The 18,602-nt window shown below is 46.1% G+C and carries 19 protein-coding genes and 1 riboswitch; of the genes, 10 read left to right on the forward strand and 9 right to left on the reverse strand.

Annotated features, from left to right (window positions below; genetic code table 11):
• Nucleotides 1-39: 39 nt before the first annotated feature.
• Complete coding sequence (locus tag OB236_RS13220; RefSeq protein WP_262684408.1) at nucleotides 40-993, forward strand: EamA family transporter; 954 nt, start codon at nucleotides 40-42, stop codon at nucleotides 991-993.
• Nucleotides 994-1,166: 173 nt separating this feature from the next.
• Nucleotides 1,167-1,964, forward strand: coding sequence for a protein-glutamine gamma-glutamyltransferase (locus OB236_RS13225; RefSeq protein WP_262684409.1), 798 nt, complete (start codon nucleotides 1,167-1,169; stop codon nucleotides 1,962-1,964).
• A 137-nt stretch (nucleotides 1,965-2,101) separates the two neighbouring features.
• Here the strand turns inward: OB236_RS13225 and OB236_RS13230 are convergent, their stop codons facing one another.
• Nucleotides 2,102-3,163, reverse strand: a complete 1,062-nt coding sequence (locus OB236_RS13230; RefSeq protein ID WP_262684410.1) for a copper amine oxidase N-terminal domain-containing protein — start codon at nucleotides 3,161-3,163, stop codon at nucleotides 2,102-2,104.
• A gap of 358 nt (nucleotides 3,164-3,521) precedes the next feature.
• On the opposite strand from OB236_RS13230, the gene blaOXA reads away from it, so the two are divergent.
• From blaOXA to OB236_RS13250, 4 genes are all read left to right on the forward strand, one after another.
• Nucleotides 3,522-4,307, forward strand: a complete 786-nt coding sequence (blaOXA, locus tag OB236_RS13235) for a class D beta-lactamase (protein WP_262684521.1) — start codon at nucleotides 3,522-3,524, stop codon at nucleotides 4,305-4,307.
• 24 nt (nucleotides 4,308-4,331) lie between these two features.
• Nucleotides 4,332-5,060, forward strand: a complete 729-nt coding sequence (locus tag OB236_RS13240) for an FHA domain-containing protein (RefSeq protein ID WP_262684411.1) — start codon at nucleotides 4,332-4,334, stop codon at nucleotides 5,058-5,060.
• 23 nt (nucleotides 5,061-5,083) lie between these two features.
• Nucleotides 5,084-5,491 carry an NUDIX hydrolase gene (locus tag OB236_RS13245; RefSeq protein ID WP_262684412.1) on the forward strand — a complete coding sequence of 136 codons (408 nt, stop codon included), beginning with the start codon at nucleotides 5,084-5,086 and terminating at the stop codon, nucleotides 5,489-5,491.
• Between the two features lie 278 nt (nucleotides 5,492-5,769).
• Nucleotides 5,770-6,099 carry a hypothetical protein gene (locus tag OB236_RS13250; protein ID WP_262684413.1) on the forward strand — a complete coding sequence of 110 codons (330 nt, stop codon included), beginning with the start codon at nucleotides 5,770-5,772 and terminating at the stop codon, nucleotides 6,097-6,099.
• A gap of 52 nt (nucleotides 6,100-6,151) precedes the next feature.
• Here the strand turns inward: OB236_RS13250 and OB236_RS13255 are convergent, their stop codons facing one another.
• Nucleotides 6,152-6,769: an SCO family protein gene (locus tag OB236_RS13255; protein ID WP_262684414.1), complete on the reverse strand. Its 618-nt coding sequence runs from the start codon at nucleotides 6,767-6,769 to the stop codon at nucleotides 6,152-6,154.
• A 21-nt stretch (nucleotides 6,770-6,790) separates the two neighbouring features.
• Nucleotides 6,791-7,156: a c-type cytochrome gene (locus OB236_RS13260; protein ID WP_076234839.1), complete on the reverse strand. Its 366-nt coding sequence runs from the start codon at nucleotides 7,154-7,156 to the stop codon at nucleotides 6,791-6,793.
• A 221-nt stretch (nucleotides 7,157-7,377) separates the two neighbouring features.
• Between OB236_RS13260 and OB236_RS13265 the strand changes: the two genes are divergently transcribed.
• Complete coding sequence (locus OB236_RS13265; protein ID WP_317259342.1) at nucleotides 7,378-7,845, forward strand: response regulator; 468 nt, start codon at nucleotides 7,378-7,380, stop codon at nucleotides 7,843-7,845.
• A gap of 29 nt (nucleotides 7,846-7,874) precedes the next feature.
• Complete coding sequence (locus OB236_RS39800; RefSeq protein WP_317259343.1) at nucleotides 7,875-8,039, forward strand: response regulator transcription factor; 165 nt, start codon at nucleotides 7,875-7,877, stop codon at nucleotides 8,037-8,039.
• Between the two features lie 49 nt (nucleotides 8,040-8,088).
• On the opposite strand, the gene cydC is transcribed toward OB236_RS39800, so the two are convergent.
• The 5 genes from cydC to OB236_RS13290 form a co-directional block, all read right to left on the reverse strand.
• Nucleotides 8,089-9,888: a thiol reductant ABC exporter subunit CydC gene (gene cydC / locus OB236_RS13270; RefSeq protein ID WP_262684415.1), complete on the reverse strand. Its 1,800-nt coding sequence runs from the start codon at nucleotides 9,886-9,888 to the stop codon at nucleotides 8,089-8,091.
• On the reverse strand, nucleotides 9,885-11,579 hold the full coding sequence (cydD, locus tag OB236_RS13275; protein WP_317259344.1) for a thiol reductant ABC exporter subunit CydD: 1,695 nt from the start codon (nucleotides 11,577-11,579) through the stop codon (nucleotides 9,885-9,887). Before cydD ends, cydC begins: the two co-directional genes overlap by 4 nt.
• A gap of 41 nt (nucleotides 11,580-11,620) precedes the next feature.
• Nucleotides 11,621-12,637 carry a cytochrome d ubiquinol oxidase subunit II gene (gene cydB / locus OB236_RS13280; protein WP_262684417.1) on the reverse strand — a complete coding sequence of 339 codons (1,017 nt, stop codon included), beginning with the start codon at nucleotides 12,635-12,637 and terminating at the stop codon, nucleotides 11,621-11,623.
• The gene (locus OB236_RS13285; protein ID WP_262684418.1) at nucleotides 12,621-14,024 is read right to left on the reverse strand and encodes a cytochrome ubiquinol oxidase subunit I; all 1,404 of its coding nucleotides are present in this window, start codon (nucleotides 14,022-14,024) and stop codon (nucleotides 12,621-12,623) included. The genes cydB and OB236_RS13285 overlap by 17 nt, the downstream gene beginning before the upstream one ends.
• A 182-nt stretch (nucleotides 14,025-14,206) precedes the next feature.
• Complete coding sequence (locus tag OB236_RS13290) at nucleotides 14,207-14,923, reverse strand: response regulator transcription factor (RefSeq protein ID WP_076234853.1); 717 nt, start codon at nucleotides 14,921-14,923, stop codon at nucleotides 14,207-14,209.
• Between the two features lie 223 nt (nucleotides 14,924-15,146).
• Nucleotides 15,147-15,280, forward strand: a riboswitch (cyclic di-AMP (ydaO/yuaA leader).
• Nucleotides 15,281-15,288: 8 nt separating this feature from the next.
• Here OB236_RS13290 and OB236_RS13295 point away from each other — a divergent pair.
• Nucleotides 15,289-15,927, forward strand: coding sequence for a CAP domain-containing protein (locus tag OB236_RS13295; RefSeq protein ID WP_076234967.1), 639 nt, complete (start codon nucleotides 15,289-15,291; stop codon nucleotides 15,925-15,927).
• Between the two features lie 106 nt (nucleotides 15,928-16,033).
• Here OB236_RS13295 and OB236_RS13300 read toward each other — a convergent pair whose 3' ends face one another.
• Entirely contained in the window at nucleotides 16,034-16,159 is a 126-nt protein-coding gene (locus OB236_RS13300) for a YjcZ family sporulation protein (protein WP_262684419.1), read from the reverse strand.
• A 351-nt stretch (nucleotides 16,160-16,510) separates the two neighbouring features.
• On the opposite strand from OB236_RS13300, the gene OB236_RS13305 reads away from it, so the two are divergent.
• Nucleotides 16,511-18,553, forward strand: coding sequence for a penicillin-binding transpeptidase domain-containing protein (locus OB236_RS13305; protein WP_262684420.1), 2,043 nt, complete (start codon nucleotides 16,511-16,513; stop codon nucleotides 18,551-18,553).
• The last annotated feature ends 49 nt before the right edge of the window (nucleotides 18,554-18,602 follow it).

Consider the following 18,602-nt stretch of genomic DNA (forward strand, 5'->3'; position numbering starts at 1 on the left):
TCTCGTGGATTGCGTGAAGCAAGGGAGGACATCATAGAAATGAAATATTTGTTATCTGTTTTAATGGGTGCCATCTGTTACGGCATTCTTTCAACAATTGTTGTTACTGCTTACGGAGAAGGCTACGAGCTTGGAGAAGTGGTAGGCAGCCAACTGCTGGTCGGTTGTATTCTGGCCTGGGGATTCATGCTGCTCACGAAGTGGCGGGAAAAAAGCAGGCTGGGATCGAGATCAGGAAAAGCCTCCACTGCTAACCCCAAGTTGACTTGGAAGCAGCGATTGTTCCTTATGGCTGCCGGAACTCCTACGGCTATAACGGGACTGCTGTATTACGAATCCTTAAGGTACATCCCGAATTCTTTGGCTATCATTTTACTATTCCAGTTTACCTGGATTGGTGTACTGATTCACGCTATAAGCCATCGGAAACGTCCAAATGGGATTGTGCTTCTCACGCTAGTTATCTTGTTCGGCGGCACGTTGCTCGCTGCTGGCATCGTAGAGCAGGGGATGTCCAGATTTAACTGGATCGGTGTCGCTTTGGGGCTGTTATCCGCGGTGAGCTATTCATTGTTCATTTTGCTTAGCGGTAAAGCGATACCTTCCGTACATCCGGCATACCGCAGCGGTTGGATGATCACAGGTGGCATGCTGCTTGTGTTTATTTTGTTCCCTCCTTATTTTCTGATCAACGGACTTCTATTGGGGAATCTGCTTCTATTCGGATTTATGCTCGGGCTATTCGGTGCTTTCCTGCCACCCGTACTGTTTGCAGTTGGAGTTCCTCATATCGGAGAAGGTATGACTGGCATTCTTGGTGCTTCTGAGCTTCCTGTTGCGGTCCTTTTATCTGCCGTCGTCCTGCATGAACATGTAAGTGTACTTCAGTGGATTGGTGTTGCATTAGTTATGCTTGGAGTTGCACTTCCCGAGGTATTCAAAAGAATCAGGCGACAGGGCGACAATTATACCGTTTCCAGCCTCGATTCCTAATGATCGTCTTGAATAAGGCAAGTTCCTTTACATAGGAGCTTGCCTTCTTTGTGTGATTATTCAACGGTTCCGACCGTTGTGCCACCAACTCGCGCTTCATTAAGCACGTATTAAGCGAACTCCCATAAAATAGAACAAACGCCTAACTAATGATGTGATAGGAGGAAAAGCCCATGATCATAATCGCGGGTAACAGCGAGACTGACTTCGATGATAGTAAGCTTTCCGCGTTGGAACGAAGCATGTACCAGGCAATGAAAGGCAGTTCCTTCCAATATCGATACGATTCCGTCGCGGGCCTTTTGTTTGAACTGGGGGTGCGTTCCCATATCGTAGAATCCGCACGCCTGCTCAATGAGAGCGGTGTCCAATTTTCCGACTTTGAACATTCCCGATGTAATCCTGTATATTGGGATCGTATCGAAAACGGAGGGTTTCAACTGAAAAGTGGAGTAACCCCTCATGAGGGGATAAGAGATATTTTTAACAATGGGCGCTTGTATGCGTTTGAGTGTGCAACGGCTGTGACTATCGTATTGTATAAAGCGGTATTGGAATCCATCGGTCCCCAACAATTTGATATGCTGTTCTCAGATCTTATGTTATACGATTGGCACTTCAACAGTAATTTACGCTTGATTGACAGGATGAATCCAATGGAAGCTGTGGCGGGAGATATTCTTTATTTTCAAAACCCTGATTTTGATCCAGCGACTCCTTGGTGGAGAGGGGAAAACGTCATTCTGCTGGGGCAGGATCTCTATTACGGACACGGTCTTGGAATCAAGACTAGTGATGAAATCGTTGAAGGCCTGAACAAATCCAGAAAGCCTGGGAGCTTTCAATCCGCATCCTTGGCGGATCGGTTCGATCAGTTAGACTTTTCCTATCTTTGGCGGATCATCACCAGCGATCGTAGAAAGCTCATTATCGCAAAGGTAGGAGCGAGATCTTATATATTGAATACCTGAATAGTGAAAAAGCTGGCCCGAGCTACGCTGATCGATGTATTTCGCATATCAAGGCTTCAGAAGCTTTTGTATGTGAAATGACGATGCAGCGGCTGTGGGCCAGCTTTATTTAGCAAGATACGAGTGACTTAACCAACTCAGTTCTCTACAACGATTTTGACTGCTTGGCCGATTGGAGGCAAGCTTTTCGTCAAGGTAGGGCCATAGAATGCATACACTTTATCGCCCTGTTTCAACTGATCTAAGGCAATGGGTTGATTATCTTTCGTGCCAATAATCGGTGTGGAGCTTGCAACGTTCAGTACGATCGTCTCGAAGGAGCTGTCGCTAAGTTTATCGCCTTTGATCACAAGACGCGTTGTGCTGCCTTCGGAAGCGGTTATTTCTTCAATCACTCCCGTGGTGCCTAAGGTTTGTTGAGCGGGACGCGTATCTGTTACGATAATTTTCTTGGCATTAGTCATCGGCGGCATGCTCATAGCCATCACCAGACTGTGCTCAGCAGTAATGGACATGCCAAGCTGCAGGTCAGCAAGCTTTAGCTTCTGGTTATCTGCAGATACGATTTCCGTCTCATCAGAAATGTTCAGTCGAACACCGTGAGCGTAACCATTGAGGCCGATTTCTCCACCTTTTTCACTATAAGTGATGCTCGTGATGGTTCCTTGCTTGGTTGTAGCTGAAGCGGCTTCTTCACTGCCCTGTTTGTTGGAACTGATCGTAATCGTACCCGATGGGCTGGCCATAACTTGAAGCTTCATCACCTTCTCGAAGTAGGACAACGGTACATAGGTTTTCTCGTTCGTTAGCTCAGGAGTCACCTCGAGCGGAATGTACATTTTGGCAAAGATGTATTTGTCTTGTCCAATTTGAAGGGACATCCACTGATTGTCTTTGACGAGCTCCAGTGACTGCGTGTCCTGCGTCCAGGTCAGCGTGTAGCCAAGAGCTTCGGCAGCAGCGCGGATGGGTACCATAATTTGATTATTGGGTCCAACATATAGTGAAGCTTCTTCTGGCGCAAATCCTTTTCCATTGATAACGAGATTAAATTTCAGACCCCCGTAGGAATCCTGCGGAATGGAAGCAGAAATCGGCATTGGTTTCACGGGTGCTGGCTCATTTGGAGCTGCGGATACGACGTTGGCTGCTATAAGGAAGCCAGCAATGACAGAACCTAATACTTTAAATTGTTTCATGATGTGGTAATACCTCCTGTTGAGTGTTTGAGTAGGATAGGAACCATGAAGCTCCTTGTTTGGTCGTTCTCTATAATTGTTAACGTGCAGGTAGTCTGAAATGTTGCAAGTGATTGAAAATCACACGCTGCTTCCAAACTGTACAGTTTGACGAAATTGTCAGCAAGTTGCTATCGATTGTCTATTTCATATGGTTCCTCATTCCATTATATTCATTCCATTAGGTACTTACACGGATATCAACTTCATTAACTATCAGTATAGGGGGGAATCATTTTTGAAAAAAAACAAACATGTTGTCGCGACGGGTCTGCTGATTTTCTGGGCATTAGTTGCTGGGTGTTCAAGTCCAGCTGCTGTGGATACGAATTTGAAACAGGAAGAAGCGGATCAAGGAAACAAGCCGCAGACCGAACCGTTGGACATTTCTAACATGCAGGTTGACAAGTACTTTCCCCATAATAAGGGAACCTTTGTTATGCGGGATATGCTTACGAATCAAACGTTTATACATAACGAAGAACGGGCTCGGAAACCTCAGCCTCCGGAGTCAACTTTTAAAATTGTTAATGCTTTAATCGGGCTGCAGGTTGGAGTGGTCCAAGACGAATATGAGGTAAAGCGCTGGGATGGGGTGAAGAGATCCAGAGGGGAATGGAATAAAGATCATACCTTGGGATCGGCTATGCGAGCTTCGGCGGTATGGTATTATCAGGCTATGGCACGAGATATTGGCAAGGAGCGTATGCAGGAATGGTTAAATAAGCTCAACTACGGTAACAAAGACATTTCCGCAGGCATTGATACATTTTGGTTGAATAGCTCGTTACAAATTTCACCTTTGGAAGAAATGGAGTTCCTCAGTCGTTTGGTTCAGGAAAAGCTTCCTTTTGACAACAAACATATGAAGACAGTCAAACGGATGCTGATTCAAGAGGAAGGGGATAACTATACACTTTTCGGAAAAACGGGAACAAGGAATAATCCTCCAGCAGGATGGTTTGTAGGTTTTGTCGAAAGTAATTATCACACGTATGTTTTTGCCGCCAATATAGATGGACAAGGAACGGTTGCACCGCAAAAGATAAAGGATCTGGCGACCGATATATTAAAGGAATACAGGATTATTGAGCCTAATAAGTAAGGGTTCGTAAAGGAGTTAAGCAAAATGTTCGATCAAGATGTGTATATGACTATCAATCAGGGCGAAACGGCCAAGCAGGATAATCCGTGTTATCTGGTCAAACAGGAGACGGTTATCGGGCGTGTGTGGGAACGGGTGGTCCCGGACATCCATTTTGCCAGCTCTTATATATCCAGAAGGCATGCTGTCGTTGTTGTTGAAAATGATCGTTTCTTTATTATCGATCTGATGAGCAAGCATGGAACCCGGGTTAATCATACGGTCATTGGTAATAACAAACCTTTTTTGCTTCATGATGGCGATATCATCAGCCTGGCTAGAGGAGTTGCGGAGCTTACTTTTCATAATAATAACGAAAAGCGTGTCGGGGATACACAGGAATTTCCGCTTCCTACCGAGGATGACAGGGAAGAACATCATGGCCTGCTTGTTAATATGGACCGAAGGGAGATCATCATTGACGGTGTGCAAATTTACTTATCCAGTAAGGATACCGAGCTATTTGGCCTGCTGTATCAAATGGCTAACACCGCTGTCAGCTATGATGAAATCCGGATGAACATATGGCCTGAAAGAGCTACGAATGGAATCGATGATGTTCCTGATGTGGGTCGCGAGGAAGTCAATACCTTGGTGTATCGATTGCGTAAGAAACTGGCTAAACACGGCAAATATATTATTTCCGTGCCCCGCTACGGGTACATGCTGGATTTGCAGCAGATGCTGCCCAAGCTGCGCGGCTATAAAGAATAACATTTGAAAGGACTGTTCACTATATGAATCCTCCCAAACACATTGTATCTGCTGCGACAATCGTGATTAATGATTATAATGAAATATTGCTTATCAAGGGGCCAAGAAGAGGTTGGGAAATGCCGGGAGGACAAGTTGAAGAAGGAGAGTCATTACACAACGCTGCTATTAGAGAAACTAAGGAAGAATCAGGAGTTGATGTTGAGATCATAAGATTTTGTGGAGTATTTCAAAATGTAGAGAGATCAATTGTCAATACATTGTTTTTAGCAAGGCCAATTGGAGGACAGTTGACAATAACGGATGAAAGCTTAGATACTAGATATTTTCCAATAGAGGAAGGGTTGAGTATAGTGACGTGGAAGAATTTTAGGCAGCGGATTGAATATTGTTTAAGAGCTGAGTTACAACCATTTTATATAGAATTTTAATTACAATCATTATGAGGCAAGTTGATAGCGCATTCAACTGCACCTGAAAATGAAATGACTTTCCACTGTTCAACAATTCATTTATTTCATTATCGGAAATAGCTCTTTGTAGTCATACAACTTATCGATTGTATCTTGTAAAGTAGTAAGGTGCAAGTAATTCGGCAAAGGAAGGTGCAGCATATGCAAAAAACGACAGTTTGTCCACATTACCCGGATAGCTGGGTCTATGGTTTGGGTTATGGAGTGACAGAGGCTGAGCTGGGGATCACTGATTAATGAATACTTATTTCAAGCGATATGTTGTTGGAGCCAGTATCCTCGTCGCTGCAATTGTGATCTCAATGATTGTCCAGGTTGAAGTTGCCCCTCCCGATCATACACGACTTATTCTGGAGCGATCCAACCGAGTCTTTATTTCACCTCCGTGCTTTAATCAGGCAGTGGTTTCGAACAATCTGTCCGACTCAACCTTGAAAAAGGCAAAGGAGCTTGAATACATTGCGGATTCAGCCTGTACCGAACAATCACTTACAGCTGTTCACAAATCTATATTACTTGCATGTCTGGAACAAATCGGACTCAAAGAGAGCAGCTGGAACTGGTAAGTCCAAGCAGAGGATCGGAACGATTCTCTGCTATATTTTGGTGAGGAAGACACTATTTCAATGTTGATGAGGTTAGCTGTCGGATCGATTGTAATATTTCCTGATTATCCATTTGTTCGCCCATCGCGAATATTTTACGTATGTTGCCGCTGCCATCAATCAAAAATAAGGACGTAACCGTGTGCATGAACTGGCCATCGGGCATTTTCTGTACAAGCACGCCAAAGCTTTTGGCTACAGCGGCTGTTTCCGCTTCTGTTCCGGTCAGAAGGGTCCAACCGCTGTAGTCCATTCGCATACGATCTCCATACTGTTGGAACACTTCGGGAGTATCCTTGACAGGGTCGAAGGTGACCGATAAGAATTGCACCTGGTCTCCCCACTGGTTGTTCTTCTTAAGGTCCTCCTGCAGCTTCACCATATTGTAGGTCGTCAGGGGACAAATGTCCGGACAGCTGGTGAACATAAATTCGACTAAACGCACCTTGCCGTTGGAATCGCTCATATTAAATTTGTGCCCATCCAGTTTGTTCAATGTAAAATTAGGGGCCTGTTTGATCACAGGCAATGTGGGACTCCGATTGATCCAGAAAAATACGGAAACGACCATACCCGCCAGCATGAGCGTTACCAACAGCTTGAATCCATATTTATGAACAAATGGTTGCATACGAGCCTCTTTCCAGATCGATTATTTTTTCTCTGCCAACCAGCGGGCAACATTAGCGATGTCTTCATCCTTCAGTGAGCTTTTAAATGCTGGCATCCCGCCCCGGCCGTTTTGTACTAATTTAAAAAGCTGTTGATCCGTCATTTTACCGCCAATCTTTTGAAGATTTGGCCCCATTTTCCCTTCCAGATCGGTTCCATGACAGGCGATGCACGATTGCTTGTAAATAGTCTCGGCCGCCTGTGCATTCATTGGAGCTTCTGGCATCTTAGGAGCGGTCACCTCTTGTTTGGCCCCACCCTGACGACTATTAATATCCGTGAACAGTACCCCCACACCTAACAAACATGCAATTCCTAAAATTCCTGCCATCGTCCATTTATACATAGTTGACTCCTCCTTAGAGTTTGGATGCTCAAAGTTTTTCACGGGTAGCTTAGCATGTTGTTGGAATGCTTGTATATAGCACTTTGGAGTCATGTTCCTATTGCTGACCATACCTTCATGCGATTAAATGGCCCTTCTGAGTCATAGGTTTTTCCAAGGAAATATGTTTAGATGAAGTAGGAGTAGGATGACACGATTATGAATTGGAAAGAGGAAAAGGTATGATTCAACCCATTCGTATCATGCTGGTTGATGACCACGAGCACGCACGTCAAGCTATGCGGGAAATCATTCAGGTGGATTCGAGATTCGATATAGTCTGTGAGGCCTTGAATGGAGAGGAAGCAGTGGCTCTGGCCGAAGTATGGATGCCTGACCTCATTTTGATGGATATTAACATGCCGAAGCTGGATGGTCTTGGAGCTACCAAGCTGATCAAAGAAAGATTTCCGTACGTGAAAATCGTGATGGTTACCGTTTCCGATGACATTACTGATTTGTTTGAGGCTATCAAAAAAGGAGCACAAGGTTATTTGCTCAAAAATTTGCATCCAACCTCCTGGCATGAATATCTTCATGCTGTCGCAATCGACGAAGCGCCGATGTCCCGTGAGGTAGCGCTGCGGCTGCTTAAGAGTTTTCAACCTTCAATCGAACGAATAGAACGCTCACCGAGCCATCTCCGTTAACCGGACGGGAAAAGGAAATATTGGAATGTGTGGCCAAGGGGAGCGGCAACCGCGATATCGCAGTAACTTTGGGTATTTCGGAGCATACTGTCAAAAATCACCTAAAAAATATTTTGCACAAGCTTCATTTGGAAAACCGGGTTCAACTGATGAGGTATGCATACGATAAGGGCTGGTTTAAGGGAAGGTTTTAAAAGAAAATAAGCGAGACCGACCCAATGACCAGGTCTGGGATGATCCCGCTTAAGCGTATAAAGAAGGTTTGTCAAGAGCGTACAGCTTCCTGTATCTTGGACTACTTTCAAGGAGCTGATGATGGGTTCCGCGCATCGTAATTTCCCCATCCTCCATACATATAATTTCGTCCATACGTTCGATTCCAACCAGATGATGGGTTACCCAAACAATCGATTTCCCTTCCAAAGCGTGAAATACAGTGGAGAGCAGATCCTTCTCAGTTCTTGGGTCCAGACCCAGGGTAGGTTCATCCAAAAGCACGACAGGGCATGGCTGCAGCAAAATGCGTGCAAGAGCTACGCGCTGTCGCTCGCCCCCGGAAAAGCGTTTGCCTGCTTCATGCATCATTGTCCGTTCGCCCAAGGGCAGCTCTTGAATAAGACTCGTCAGCTTTGCCTGTTCCATTGCCTGCTGCAGCTGCTGGTTATTGGCTGTTTTATTGCTAAGTCGAATATTATTAGCTACTGTTGTATCGAATAAGTATGGATTCTGGTTGAGAACAGCGATATATCGCTGTAAGGGTTGATCAAAGCTATCGATTTCAAGTCCGTTTACGGTGACGATACCGCTGTTGGGCGATATAGCCCCAAGCAGCAGCTTTAGCAAGGTGGATTTACCGGCTCCACTGCGACCGATGATAGCGATTTTCTTGCCCTGTGGAATGTCGAGACTTAGATCCTTCACTATCCATGCATCTGCCTGATCATATCGAAAGCTGATGTTGTTCAACTGAATATGAATAGTGTCCAGGCTCGCAGGCTGCCCATTCACCGATTGTACGGTCTCATTCTTGTCAGCAGAAGATGGAGGCATGCTCTCGTCAATAGTTTGAAGACGTACCAATGAATTCTTATACTGGGGAAGCTTATCTGCTAATGACATTACAGACAGAAAAATATCCAAAACCGGGTATACGACCAGTACCAAAGCAGCCAACCATGTAACGGGAATGTGGTGCCCGCTAACCTGGTTATTGGCCCATATCACAACGGATAACAGAGCAATCCCTGCGATACATTGACCGATAAAGGTTCTCCAGCGTTCCCACCGCCGTATTGCTTGATCGGCATCGGCTGCGAATCGTTCATTCACCTCGTAGCTCTCGATAAAATCGCTTTGTCTGCCGCTTCCGTTCCAATCTGCCATGCCGACAATGGCATCGGTTAGTTTCTGATACAGCTGACCATGGCGATGCTGCAGCTGCTTCTGTCGCTTATTCGTGAGCAGTAACGAAATCAAGGGCATGGCAAACAGAAGAGACCCCAAATATATCATAATCAGGAAGGCAAAGCTCATGTCCATCGTCCCGAGAAGAGCAATAATGACGCCATATAAAATCAGCGCAGCTGCACTTGGAAATAAGGTGCGCAAATACAAATGCTGAAGCTGCTCAATATCATCGGCTAATAGGCCGAGGAGATCGCCCGTGCGGAATTTAGCGAAGAAATTCAACGCATGTGGCTCAATCATCCGGTACAGCCTCACGCGCATTAAGGACAATATGCGCAATACGGCATGGTGACCAGCCAAACGCTCGACATAATGGAGAACGGCCTTGCTGATTCCAAAAGTACGGACAGCAACAATCGGGACATAAACCATTAAAATATTTTCTGGCCGCAGCGCCGCTTTCGAGATCAGGTAGCCGGAAGTAAAGGTTAATGCAGCAGATGCAGCAAGTGTGGAAACACCTAATCCGATGATTAATAAAAATGACCCGACAAAAGGCCGCAAATAAGGGGACAGCCATCGTTCCTTTGTAGCATCTTGTTTAACATTACCTTGCTTCATTGAACTTTGCTTCATAGTACCTCCTCCAGCTGGGACAGCATCATTCTGTAGTATAAGCCCTGCTGGGCAAGCAATTGCTTGTGAGTCCCGACCTCAGCCAGCCTACCATGCTCCAGTACAAGGATTTGATCCATATCTGGCATCCAGTGCAGCCTGTGGGTGGCCAGCACAACGAGCTTGTTGTCAAACAAGGGCAGCATGGTTTCTTTGAGCTCGTACTCGGTTTCAATGTCCAGATGCGCAGTGGGTTCATCCAATAAAAGCACAGGTCTACGGCTCAAAAAAGCTCTTGCGAGTGCGACACGCTGCGCCTGTCCGCCGCTCAGCTGCCGTCCACCGCCGCCAATTAGCTCATGCAGGCCATTGGGCAAGCGATCGATACAGCCTTTTAAACCAGCTTGGATGGCCGCCTGCTCAACCTCTTCCCATGTAGCCTCGGGCCTATAGAACCGAATATTATCTATCATGGAACAGCTGAACAAATAGGGATGCTGCGGCATATAGACCGTTTCCATGCGCCACGCCTCATGATTGAGTCCGTCTGCCAAATTGCAGCCATTCCAAGAGAGTTGCCCGGTAGAAGGGGTCAATAAACCGCCTATGACTTCAATCAAGGTGGATTTTCCCGCACCTGTCTCACCGATGATGGCAACCTTACGGTAGCCGCTAATTTCCAAAGAAATTGCTTCGAGAGAGCAGGGGGACGCCTCATTGTGCTTTACTCCAACCGACGAAAGGGTCAGACGGCTTGCTTGATTCCAGGCAGCGGAAACTTCTTCCTTTGAGTCCATGGAGGGCAGTGCCTGGGATGGAAGCTGTAGAATGGACGTCATAGCTGCACCAGCTTCTTTGCCATTCAGAGTGGCATGGTAATCCGACCCAAGCAACCGCACAGGAAGAAAGTATTCAGGTGCCAGGATTAATACGGTGAGTGCAGGTACCAGTAAGATAGATCCGTTCACAAGCCGTAATCCCAGACTTACGGCCACTGACGCCACGGACAGCATGGTAATAAAGTCAAGGGCGAAGGAGGATAAAAAAGCGGTCCGGAGTGTCCGCATCGTTGCCGTTGTGAACCGATCACTAACTTTGGCTATGGTTAAAGCATGGTTATGGCTTATTCCAAGAAATTTTAAAGTTTCCATACCTCGTAGCGAATCTACAAAATGGTTCGATAATCCCCGGTAGGAGTCCTGCTGCTTCTCGACCTGACTTTTAGCTGCAAGCCCGATCAGAATCATAAATACGATCACAATAGGCATCGTTACAACAAGTATTATTCCACTTGGAGCATCCTGCAACGCTATATAAATAAGAAGAACAACCGGTACAATCGATACGCCGACCATGCGCGGAATGACGAGCTCCACATAGCTGCGAAATTGTGTCACGCCTTCAAGTACAAGTGTTGTCAGGCTGCCTGTACCTTGAACACCAGCAAACCTCGGACCCAATTGAAAAAGCTTATTAATCAAGCTTTGTCTCATCGTAGTGCTTGTCACTGCGGCATAACGCTGCGCAGTCCGCTGCTGCAGGAAAGCCATCAGATGGCGGACTATATAAGCAATAGCGAATATCAGGAGCTTGCCTGCTTGGGTTTCTATGGGAGCACCTGCGAACAATTCAGAGATGACCTCAGCCAATGCTTGGGCAGCGACGATGATACAGCAGCATTGAATCAGTGTGAAAACCGTTATGATGCTCAAGACAGCCCTTATTCCCTTGAACAGCATGAGCTCGCGGCCCATCAGTATTCCAGATGATCCTTTTCATGAATACGCTTATGGAAAACAAAGTAGCTCCAAATCTGATAGCCGAGGACAAAGGGCAGAAGCGATAAAGAAACTATGGCCATAATCTTAAGCGAATAAGCTCCTGATGCGGCATTATGAATCGTTAAGCTGAACGCGCTATCGATAGAGCTGATCATGACACGTGGGAATAGGCCAATAAAAACCGAAGCGACGGACAATCCTATGACAGCTCCAGTCATCCCGAATGCCCATCCATCCTTCTTGAGGCTTATAAACAAGCCGGAGAGTAAGTAAGCTAATGAGCCAAGCGCAGCAGTTAAAGCTAACAAAGCGCTGTGCTGCTCGAACAGATCGGTCATGCCGTAGGTCATGATGGCGAACACAATGAGCAATATCGCAGCAAACGGAAGCAATTTTTTCGCCAGTCCACGTGCCCGTACCTGCAGATCACCCGTGGTGCGCAAAGTGATGAACAATAGTCCATGCAGCTGGCAAAGCGCCACGACACAAATCCCGCCGAGCAGTGTATAGCCGTTGACGATGTCAAGAAAACCTGCCCTCATCTCCATATCGCTGCCGATTGGAACGCCCTTGATCATACCCGAAAAGGCAACGCCCAGCAGGAGAGGCGGGAGGAGACTGCCCAGAAAAATGACGATATCCCATGTTCGTTTCCACTTGTAGCTGTCCAGCTTGCCTCTGAATTCGAAGGCGACTCCGCGTCCAATCAAAGCGAGAAGCACGAGAACAAGTGCAGTATAGTAGCCGCTGAACATCGTCGCATACCAGTGGGGGAAAGCCGCGAACATAGCTCCTCCTGCGGTAATCAGCCACACCTCATTGCCGTCCCAGAATGGACCGATGGAGTTAATTAATACGCGGCGCTCCATATCGGTGCGGGCAAGCAGTGAGGTGGACATCCCGACTCCAAAATCAAACCCCTCCAGGAAAAAGAAACCTATGAATAATACCGCAACCAGTACAAACCATAGCTCATTTAATGACAGCATGATACCCCTCCTCATAAGGATCATTTGATTCATGAGCCGACTTGGCCGAATCAAAGGGTCCCTTTTTAATAATACGAACAAATAACACAACCATAATTATGGCAAGCACCGAATAAATGGCTGTAAATGAGATCAAGGAAAACAATACCTGGCCGGCAGTTACGCTTGGGGAAATCCCGTCTTCGGTCCGCATGAGCCCAAAGACCGTCCACGGTTGGCGTCCAATCTCGGTCATAATCCACCCTGCGGTATTGGCGATAAACGGCAGTGATATACCGGCTATCATTAATCGCATAAACCAGGCAGCAGGCTTTGTCATTTTATTGCGTATCCACAAATAAACGGCATACATTCCGAGTAGTATCATCGCTGATCCGGCAGCCACCATAATTCGGAAGCTCCAGAAGGTCGTGCGTACCGGCGGAATATAGTTTCCTGGTCCGTACTGTTCGGTGTATTGAGCCTGCAGCTCTTGCATACCCTTCACTTCACCGTGAAATTGGCTGTGTGACAAATAGCTGAGCAAATAAGGGATTTTGATTTCGCCACTGTTGGTCTGTTTGTCCGGGTCAATATTCGCAATAACCGTCCAGGCAGCAGGGTCTCCGCTTTTGCCCCATAAGCCTTCGCTGGCAGCCATTTTCATTGGCTGGGTTTTGACCAGATATTGGGCTTGCTGGTGACCAAACAAGGCAACGCCAATGGAGGCAATCATGCCTACTAATGCAGCAATTTGAAACGATTTGCGGAAGAAAGACATGTCCTGCCCTTTAAGCAGCTTCCATGCGCTGATGCCTGTAACCAGAAAAGCTCCGGTTGCAAATGCTCCAAGCAAGGTATGCGGGAACTCGACCCATAATTGTCCGTTTCCTAAGAGGGCAAATATGTCATTCATCTCAGCCCTTCCATTAGCGATGGTAAAGCCGACAGGGCGCTGCATGAATGAATTGGCGGCCAATATCCAGAACGCTGACATTGACGTGCCCAGCGTAACCAGCCAGATGCAGAGCAGATGAAGCTTGGGCGAGAGGCGATCCCAACCAAAGATCCATAGTCCAATGAAGGTAGATTCCATAAAGAAAGCAAGCAATGCCTCAATGGCCAGCGGAGCTCCAAACACATCACCTACGAAGCGGGAGTAATTGGACCAGTTCATGCCGAACTGGAACTCCTGCAATATACCTGTGACAATCCCAATGGCAAAATTGATCAAAAAGAGCTTACCCCAGAATTGAGCCATCTTCTTGTACTCTTCCCGTCCTTTGACCACATAAATGGTTTCCATAATAGCAATTAGCAGAGCGAGACCAATGGAAACAGGGACAAAGAAAAAATGAAAAATAGTTGTTGAAGCAAACTGCGTGCGTGCAAGCATGATTAAATCCATAGTCACTGTCCTCACTTTCTTCAAAAGATTGGGTTTCAGATTTCGCGAATTTCTTGCTCTAATCATGCCAGATTCCTTGTAAAAGGTATGTGATTTAAATCACATAGTAGCTTAAACAAAAAGGGGAAAGAAGACAACGCTATGAATGTCTCGCCCCAATTGTTCACTATGCAAAATCCGTTTTAAATATTCGAAGCCTTCAGACGATAACCGATACCCCAGACAGTCCCAATCATGGCAGCAGCAGCAGGGGACACAGCCTGTAATTTTTCGCGAACTCGCTTAACATGAGAATCTACAGTGCGATGATCCCCATGATCTTCATAGCCCCACACATCACGAAAAAGCTTGTCTCTTGTGCAGGTGATTCCTTCGTTCATCACTAAATATCGCAGCAGCTCATACTCCCTGAGAGTTAAGGAAATCTCACGTCCATCTGCAAGTACTCTGCGGGCATCATGCTCGATAAGAAGATGGGGTAGCATAAATCTGTTTCCGGGTGATTGGGTGGCAGACCAGAATTTACCGGGTTGTGTCCGTTTAAGGATAGCTTGAATTCGGCATGTGAATTCCCTTGGACTAAAAGGTTTGGTCACATAATCATCAACCCCTGCTTTGAAGGCATGGATCGTATCGTCTTCATTATCCTTGGCTGTAAGCATAAGCAGGGGAGTAGTTTTTACTTGCTTGACCATCTGACAAATTTCTAGCCCGCTCAGACCCGGCATCATCCAATCCAGCACAATGATGTCATAATCGTTATCCACCGCTTTATGCAAAGCATCGTTGCCATTGTCGGATTCCTCAACACAAGCTCCGTCTTTCTCCAGATACATGCGTACGATTGTGCGTATACGTTCTTCGTCATCGGCGACCAATACTCTGTATTTGCTTGTCATCTATTATCACCTCACCTGCCTTTTATTGTATCTATCATTTTTCACAAAGGCATGACTACATTGAGCTATTTCAATAACGGAAAGGTGAACAAAGCATGAAGGCTTTGTGAATTCAAATATGATGGAAAACTTTGTGCAGTGATCATTCGCAAATCCCATGTTAAAATGAAACTCTCTTAAACCATTTCTAGCTTTAAGCTGTGCAAATTGGTATTTTGAGAGAATCATAAACAGGCCGAAGCTTCCACAAGAGGCATGGGGGACCCAATCTTTGGGGTGAAGCCGTATTCATGGCCGGGCGCTTGCTCTTTGACCCGAACCCGTCAGCTAACCTCGTAGGCCTTAAAAAAGAGAGGATGTTTGCAATGTTTTTGAAGAAGTCCGTATTAACCGGTTTACTTGCCTTGGGCACGATTATTGGAGCCACGGCTGTTTCGGCTGCACCGTATTCGGTAACAGGCAACGATACGATGTGGACGATAGCCAAGAAGTATGGGATTAGCTTAAGCTCCCTTGTTCAAGCCAATCCACAGGTTACCAATACCAATAATATTTGGCCAGGACTGGTATTGAATATCCCTGGAACAAGCTCAAGTGCACCAGCTCCGCAGGGAACAGGCAACTCAACAGTCACCTCCACCTTTGCGAGTCAAGTGGTAACTTTGGTCAATCAGGAACGTACAAAAGCAGGCTTGAAGACGTTGGCAAGCGACAGTGCTTTGTCGGCTATGGCATTGGATAAAGCGAAGGATATGTATAACAATCATTATTTTGATCATACCTCTCCTACCTATGGCTCCCCCTTTAACATGATGAAATCGTATGGTATCCGATATACGTATGCAGGAGAAAATATTGCCATGGGTCAGAAGACTCCACAGGATGTGATGACTGCCTGGATGAACAGCGCAGGGCATCGACAAAATATTTTGAGCCCTAATTATACGAAAATTGGCGTAGCTTATTATAACGGCGAGTGGGTTCAGGAGTTTATTGCGAATTAAGCTTGTATGCAGGCGTCGCTCTTAAAAAAGACAGTAACCGATTAAGGAATCCATTTCCCTTCGAGTTACTGTCTTTTTGACTATATCAGGATATTAACAGTTCATGTTAGATGAATGTTCTCGAAATAATAACAAGCAGAATGAATAAAACAAGAATTACACCTGTGCTAGTTCCCAGACCCAAACCTGCACAGCTTCCACAACCTACGCCAGCTCCGCCTAAATATCCCATATTTCCAGCCTCCTTCCGTTTGACCTTCTGTATGTTATGATGGTCAGAGGCTGATGGATTGTACTTATACAAAATGTGCGCTTGTAGGGGAGGAACTTGTCGTTCCTGAATTGATAGATTTACATATGCTATGTTGTGGGAGAAGCCGCCAACTGCTCCCATGCTAACCCATAGATCACTCCGAAATAGACGGTTGCCTTCACGGGATCGTCTATTTTCCTTTTATGAAATGAAAATGTCAGCAAGTTGTGATCGTTTGTCTATGTAACTGATTGCCATATTTCATTATATTTAGTACGGTAAGCCGCATTTACGGACAATAGATAACTTATATGCAAAGGGGGATTATCCTTGAAAACATCCAAATGGTTGATCGTGGGATTTCTGCTGCTGCTGCTACTCATCACCGGCTGCCGGAACGAAGCATCCAAACCTAAAGCGATGACGTCCGAGCAGGTCTTCGATTCTTATATGGCTGCGTGGCAAAAGGGACAATATGAAGACATGTATGCGATGCTATCGTCAGATTCCCAAACCAGACTATCGCAAGATCAGTTCGTTAAGCGCTACTTCTCCATTTATGAAGGAATCGGGATGAGTCAGCTGCACATCGAAAGGACAACTCTCCCAGCTCCTACCAAGCCAACTCCTGCGCCAGAGGATAAAGCTACTTATACTTACCATGCTTCACTTATGACGATTGCAGGTCCCATTGAATTTAATTATCAAGCAAAGTTAATCAAGGAAAACTCAACCATGTATTGGAAGATAGACTGGACTCCTTCACTTATTTTCCCTGCTATGAAGGACAATGATAAGGTAACTGTACGTACCTCAAAGGCGATGAGGGGGGAAATATACGATAGGAATGGGGAAGGGCTGGCGATTAATGGCAGCTTGATCATTCTTGGATTAGCCGCTGATCGTTTAGGCCCGGATGCTGAAAAGACGGTTCAATCGGTTGCTCAATATTTGGGATTATCAACGGATGAGGTTAACAAAAAGCTAAAGGCTTCCTGGGTAAAACCCGGTAATTTTGTTCCAATCGGTTCTACCGACGGTAAGGGAGTCATGGCTTTTCAAGGCATAGAGGGCGTCTCCTTTCAGCAAAAAAAGATCCGCACCTACCCACTTGCCGAAGCGGCCGCCCATTTGACTGGCTACGTTCAAGGCATTAACGCAGAGGAGCTGGCCAAGCTGAAAGACCAAGGCTACGGTCCTGATGACCAGTTGGGCAAGGCAGGGTTGGAGCAGCTGTTCGAGAAAAGCTTAAAGGGCCAGGACGGAGTGCGAATCGTGATCATTGATGAGAATGGGGCTACCCGTGAAACGTTGGCATCTAAGGAGACGGTAGCGGGAGAGAATGTCCAAACCACAATCGATAGCGGACTGCAAAGGGCGATCTACGAGCAGTATCAAGGAGATGCGGGTTCTGCCTCTGCTTTACAGCCGCAGAGCGGTGAAATATTGGCATTGGTCAGCAGCCCTGCGTATGATCCTAATCTGTTTGTATCGGGTCTTTCGGCTGAGCAATGGAACAAGTGGAATGGGGATCCTAATATTCCGCTCCTTAACCGTTTTACAAAGCTGTATTCACCGGGCTCGATTTTTAAAACCGTTACAGCGGCCGTAGGCTTGAACGCAGGTGTGTCATCTCCAGATCACGTCAGAAATATTCAAGGCTTATACTGGACAAAGGATGCATCATGGGGAAATTATTATGTAACACGTGATCGGGATGTGCCCAATGAAAATTTACGCGATGCGCTGGTTTTCTCGGATAATATATTTTTTGCTCAGGAAGCGCTTGCGATGGGAAAAGATACATTCTATAATGGCGCCTACAAATTCGGTTTTGGAGAGCCGCTGCCGCTGCCGTACCCATTCCCGCGATCCAGCCTGGCCAATCAGGGGATCAAGAACGACATTCAACTTGCCGATTCGGCTTACGGACAAGGAGAAGTCCAGATGAGTCCGCTTCATGTAGCGTTGTCCTATACGCCTATAATTAACCAAGGCAATGTGATTGCACCGTTATTGGTGAAATCAGCTTCCAACCCGGCTGACACCATATGGAAGCGGGATGTTATTAGACCAGAGGTTGCCGAGATTGTGCGTCAGGATCTCGTGGAGGCCGTCCGGAACCCGAAGGGTTTTGCTCATGGCGCTTACATATCAGGCATGAACATCGCAGGTAAGACAGGTACAGCGGAATTGAAGCAAAAGAAGGGAGAGGACGGGTTGGAGAATGGCTGGTTTATCGAGTTCGATGCCACTCTTAATCAATTACTGCTGACGATGATGGTTGAGGATGTGAAGAAGCGGGGTGGCAGTGGTTATGTGGTAGCCAAAGCGAAAAAGATATTTCTCAAATATGGGAAAACAACATGGTAAGAAGAAAACCAGTACTTAACACGAATCGTGTTAGACTGGTTTTTGTTTA

This window comes from Paenibacillus baimaensis (genome assembly GCF_025567575.1).

Coding starts and splice junctions, on each gene's coding strand:
- OB236_RS13220 (WP_262684408.1), top strand. CDS start 40: ATGAAATATTTGTTATCTGTTTTAATGGGTGCCATCTGTTACGGCATT.
- OB236_RS13225 (WP_262684409.1), top strand. CDS start 1,167: ATGATCATAATCGCGGGTAACAGCGAGACTGACTTCGATGATAGTAAG.
- OB236_RS13230 (WP_262684410.1), bottom strand. CDS start 3,163: ATGAAACAATTTAAAGTATTAGGTTCTGTCATTGCTGGCTTCCTTATA.
- OB236_RS13240 (WP_262684411.1), top strand. CDS start 4,332: ATGTTCGATCAAGATGTGTATATGACTATCAATCAGGGCGAAACGGCC.
- OB236_RS13245 (WP_262684412.1), top strand. CDS start 5,084: ATGAATCCTCCCAAACACATTGTATCTGCTGCGACAATCGTGATTAAT.
- OB236_RS13250 (WP_262684413.1), top strand. CDS start 5,770: ATGAATACTTATTTCAAGCGATATGTTGTTGGAGCCAGTATCCTCGTC.
- OB236_RS13255 (WP_262684414.1), bottom strand. CDS start 6,769: ATGCAACCATTTGTTCATAAATATGGATTCAAGCTGTTGGTAACGCTC.
- OB236_RS13260 (WP_076234839.1), bottom strand. CDS start 7,156: ATGTATAAATGGACGATGGCAGGAATTTTAGGAATTGCATGTTTGTTA.
- OB236_RS13265 (WP_317259342.1), top strand. CDS start 7,378: ATGATTCAACCCATTCGTATCATGCTGGTTGATGACCACGAGCACGCA.
- cydC (WP_262684415.1), bottom strand. CDS start 9,888: ATGAAGCAAAGTTCAATGAAGCAAGGTAATGTTAAACAAGATGCTACA.
- cydB (WP_262684417.1), bottom strand. CDS start 12,637: ATGCTGTCATTAAATGAGCTATGGTTTGTACTGGTTGCGGTATTATTC.
- OB236_RS13285 (WP_262684418.1), bottom strand. CDS start 14,024: ATGGATTTAATCATGCTTGCACGCACGCAGTTTGCTTCAACAACTATT.
- OB236_RS13290 (WP_076234853.1), bottom strand. CDS start 14,923: ATGACAAGCAAATACAGAGTATTGGTCGCCGATGACGAAGAACGTATA.
- OB236_RS13295 (WP_076234967.1), top strand. CDS start 15,289: ATGTTTTTGAAGAAGTCCGTATTAACCGGTTTACTTGCCTTGGGCACG.
- OB236_RS13300 (WP_262684419.1), bottom strand. CDS start 16,159: ATGGGATATTTAGGCGGAGCTGGCGTAGGTTGTGGAAGCTGTGCAGGT.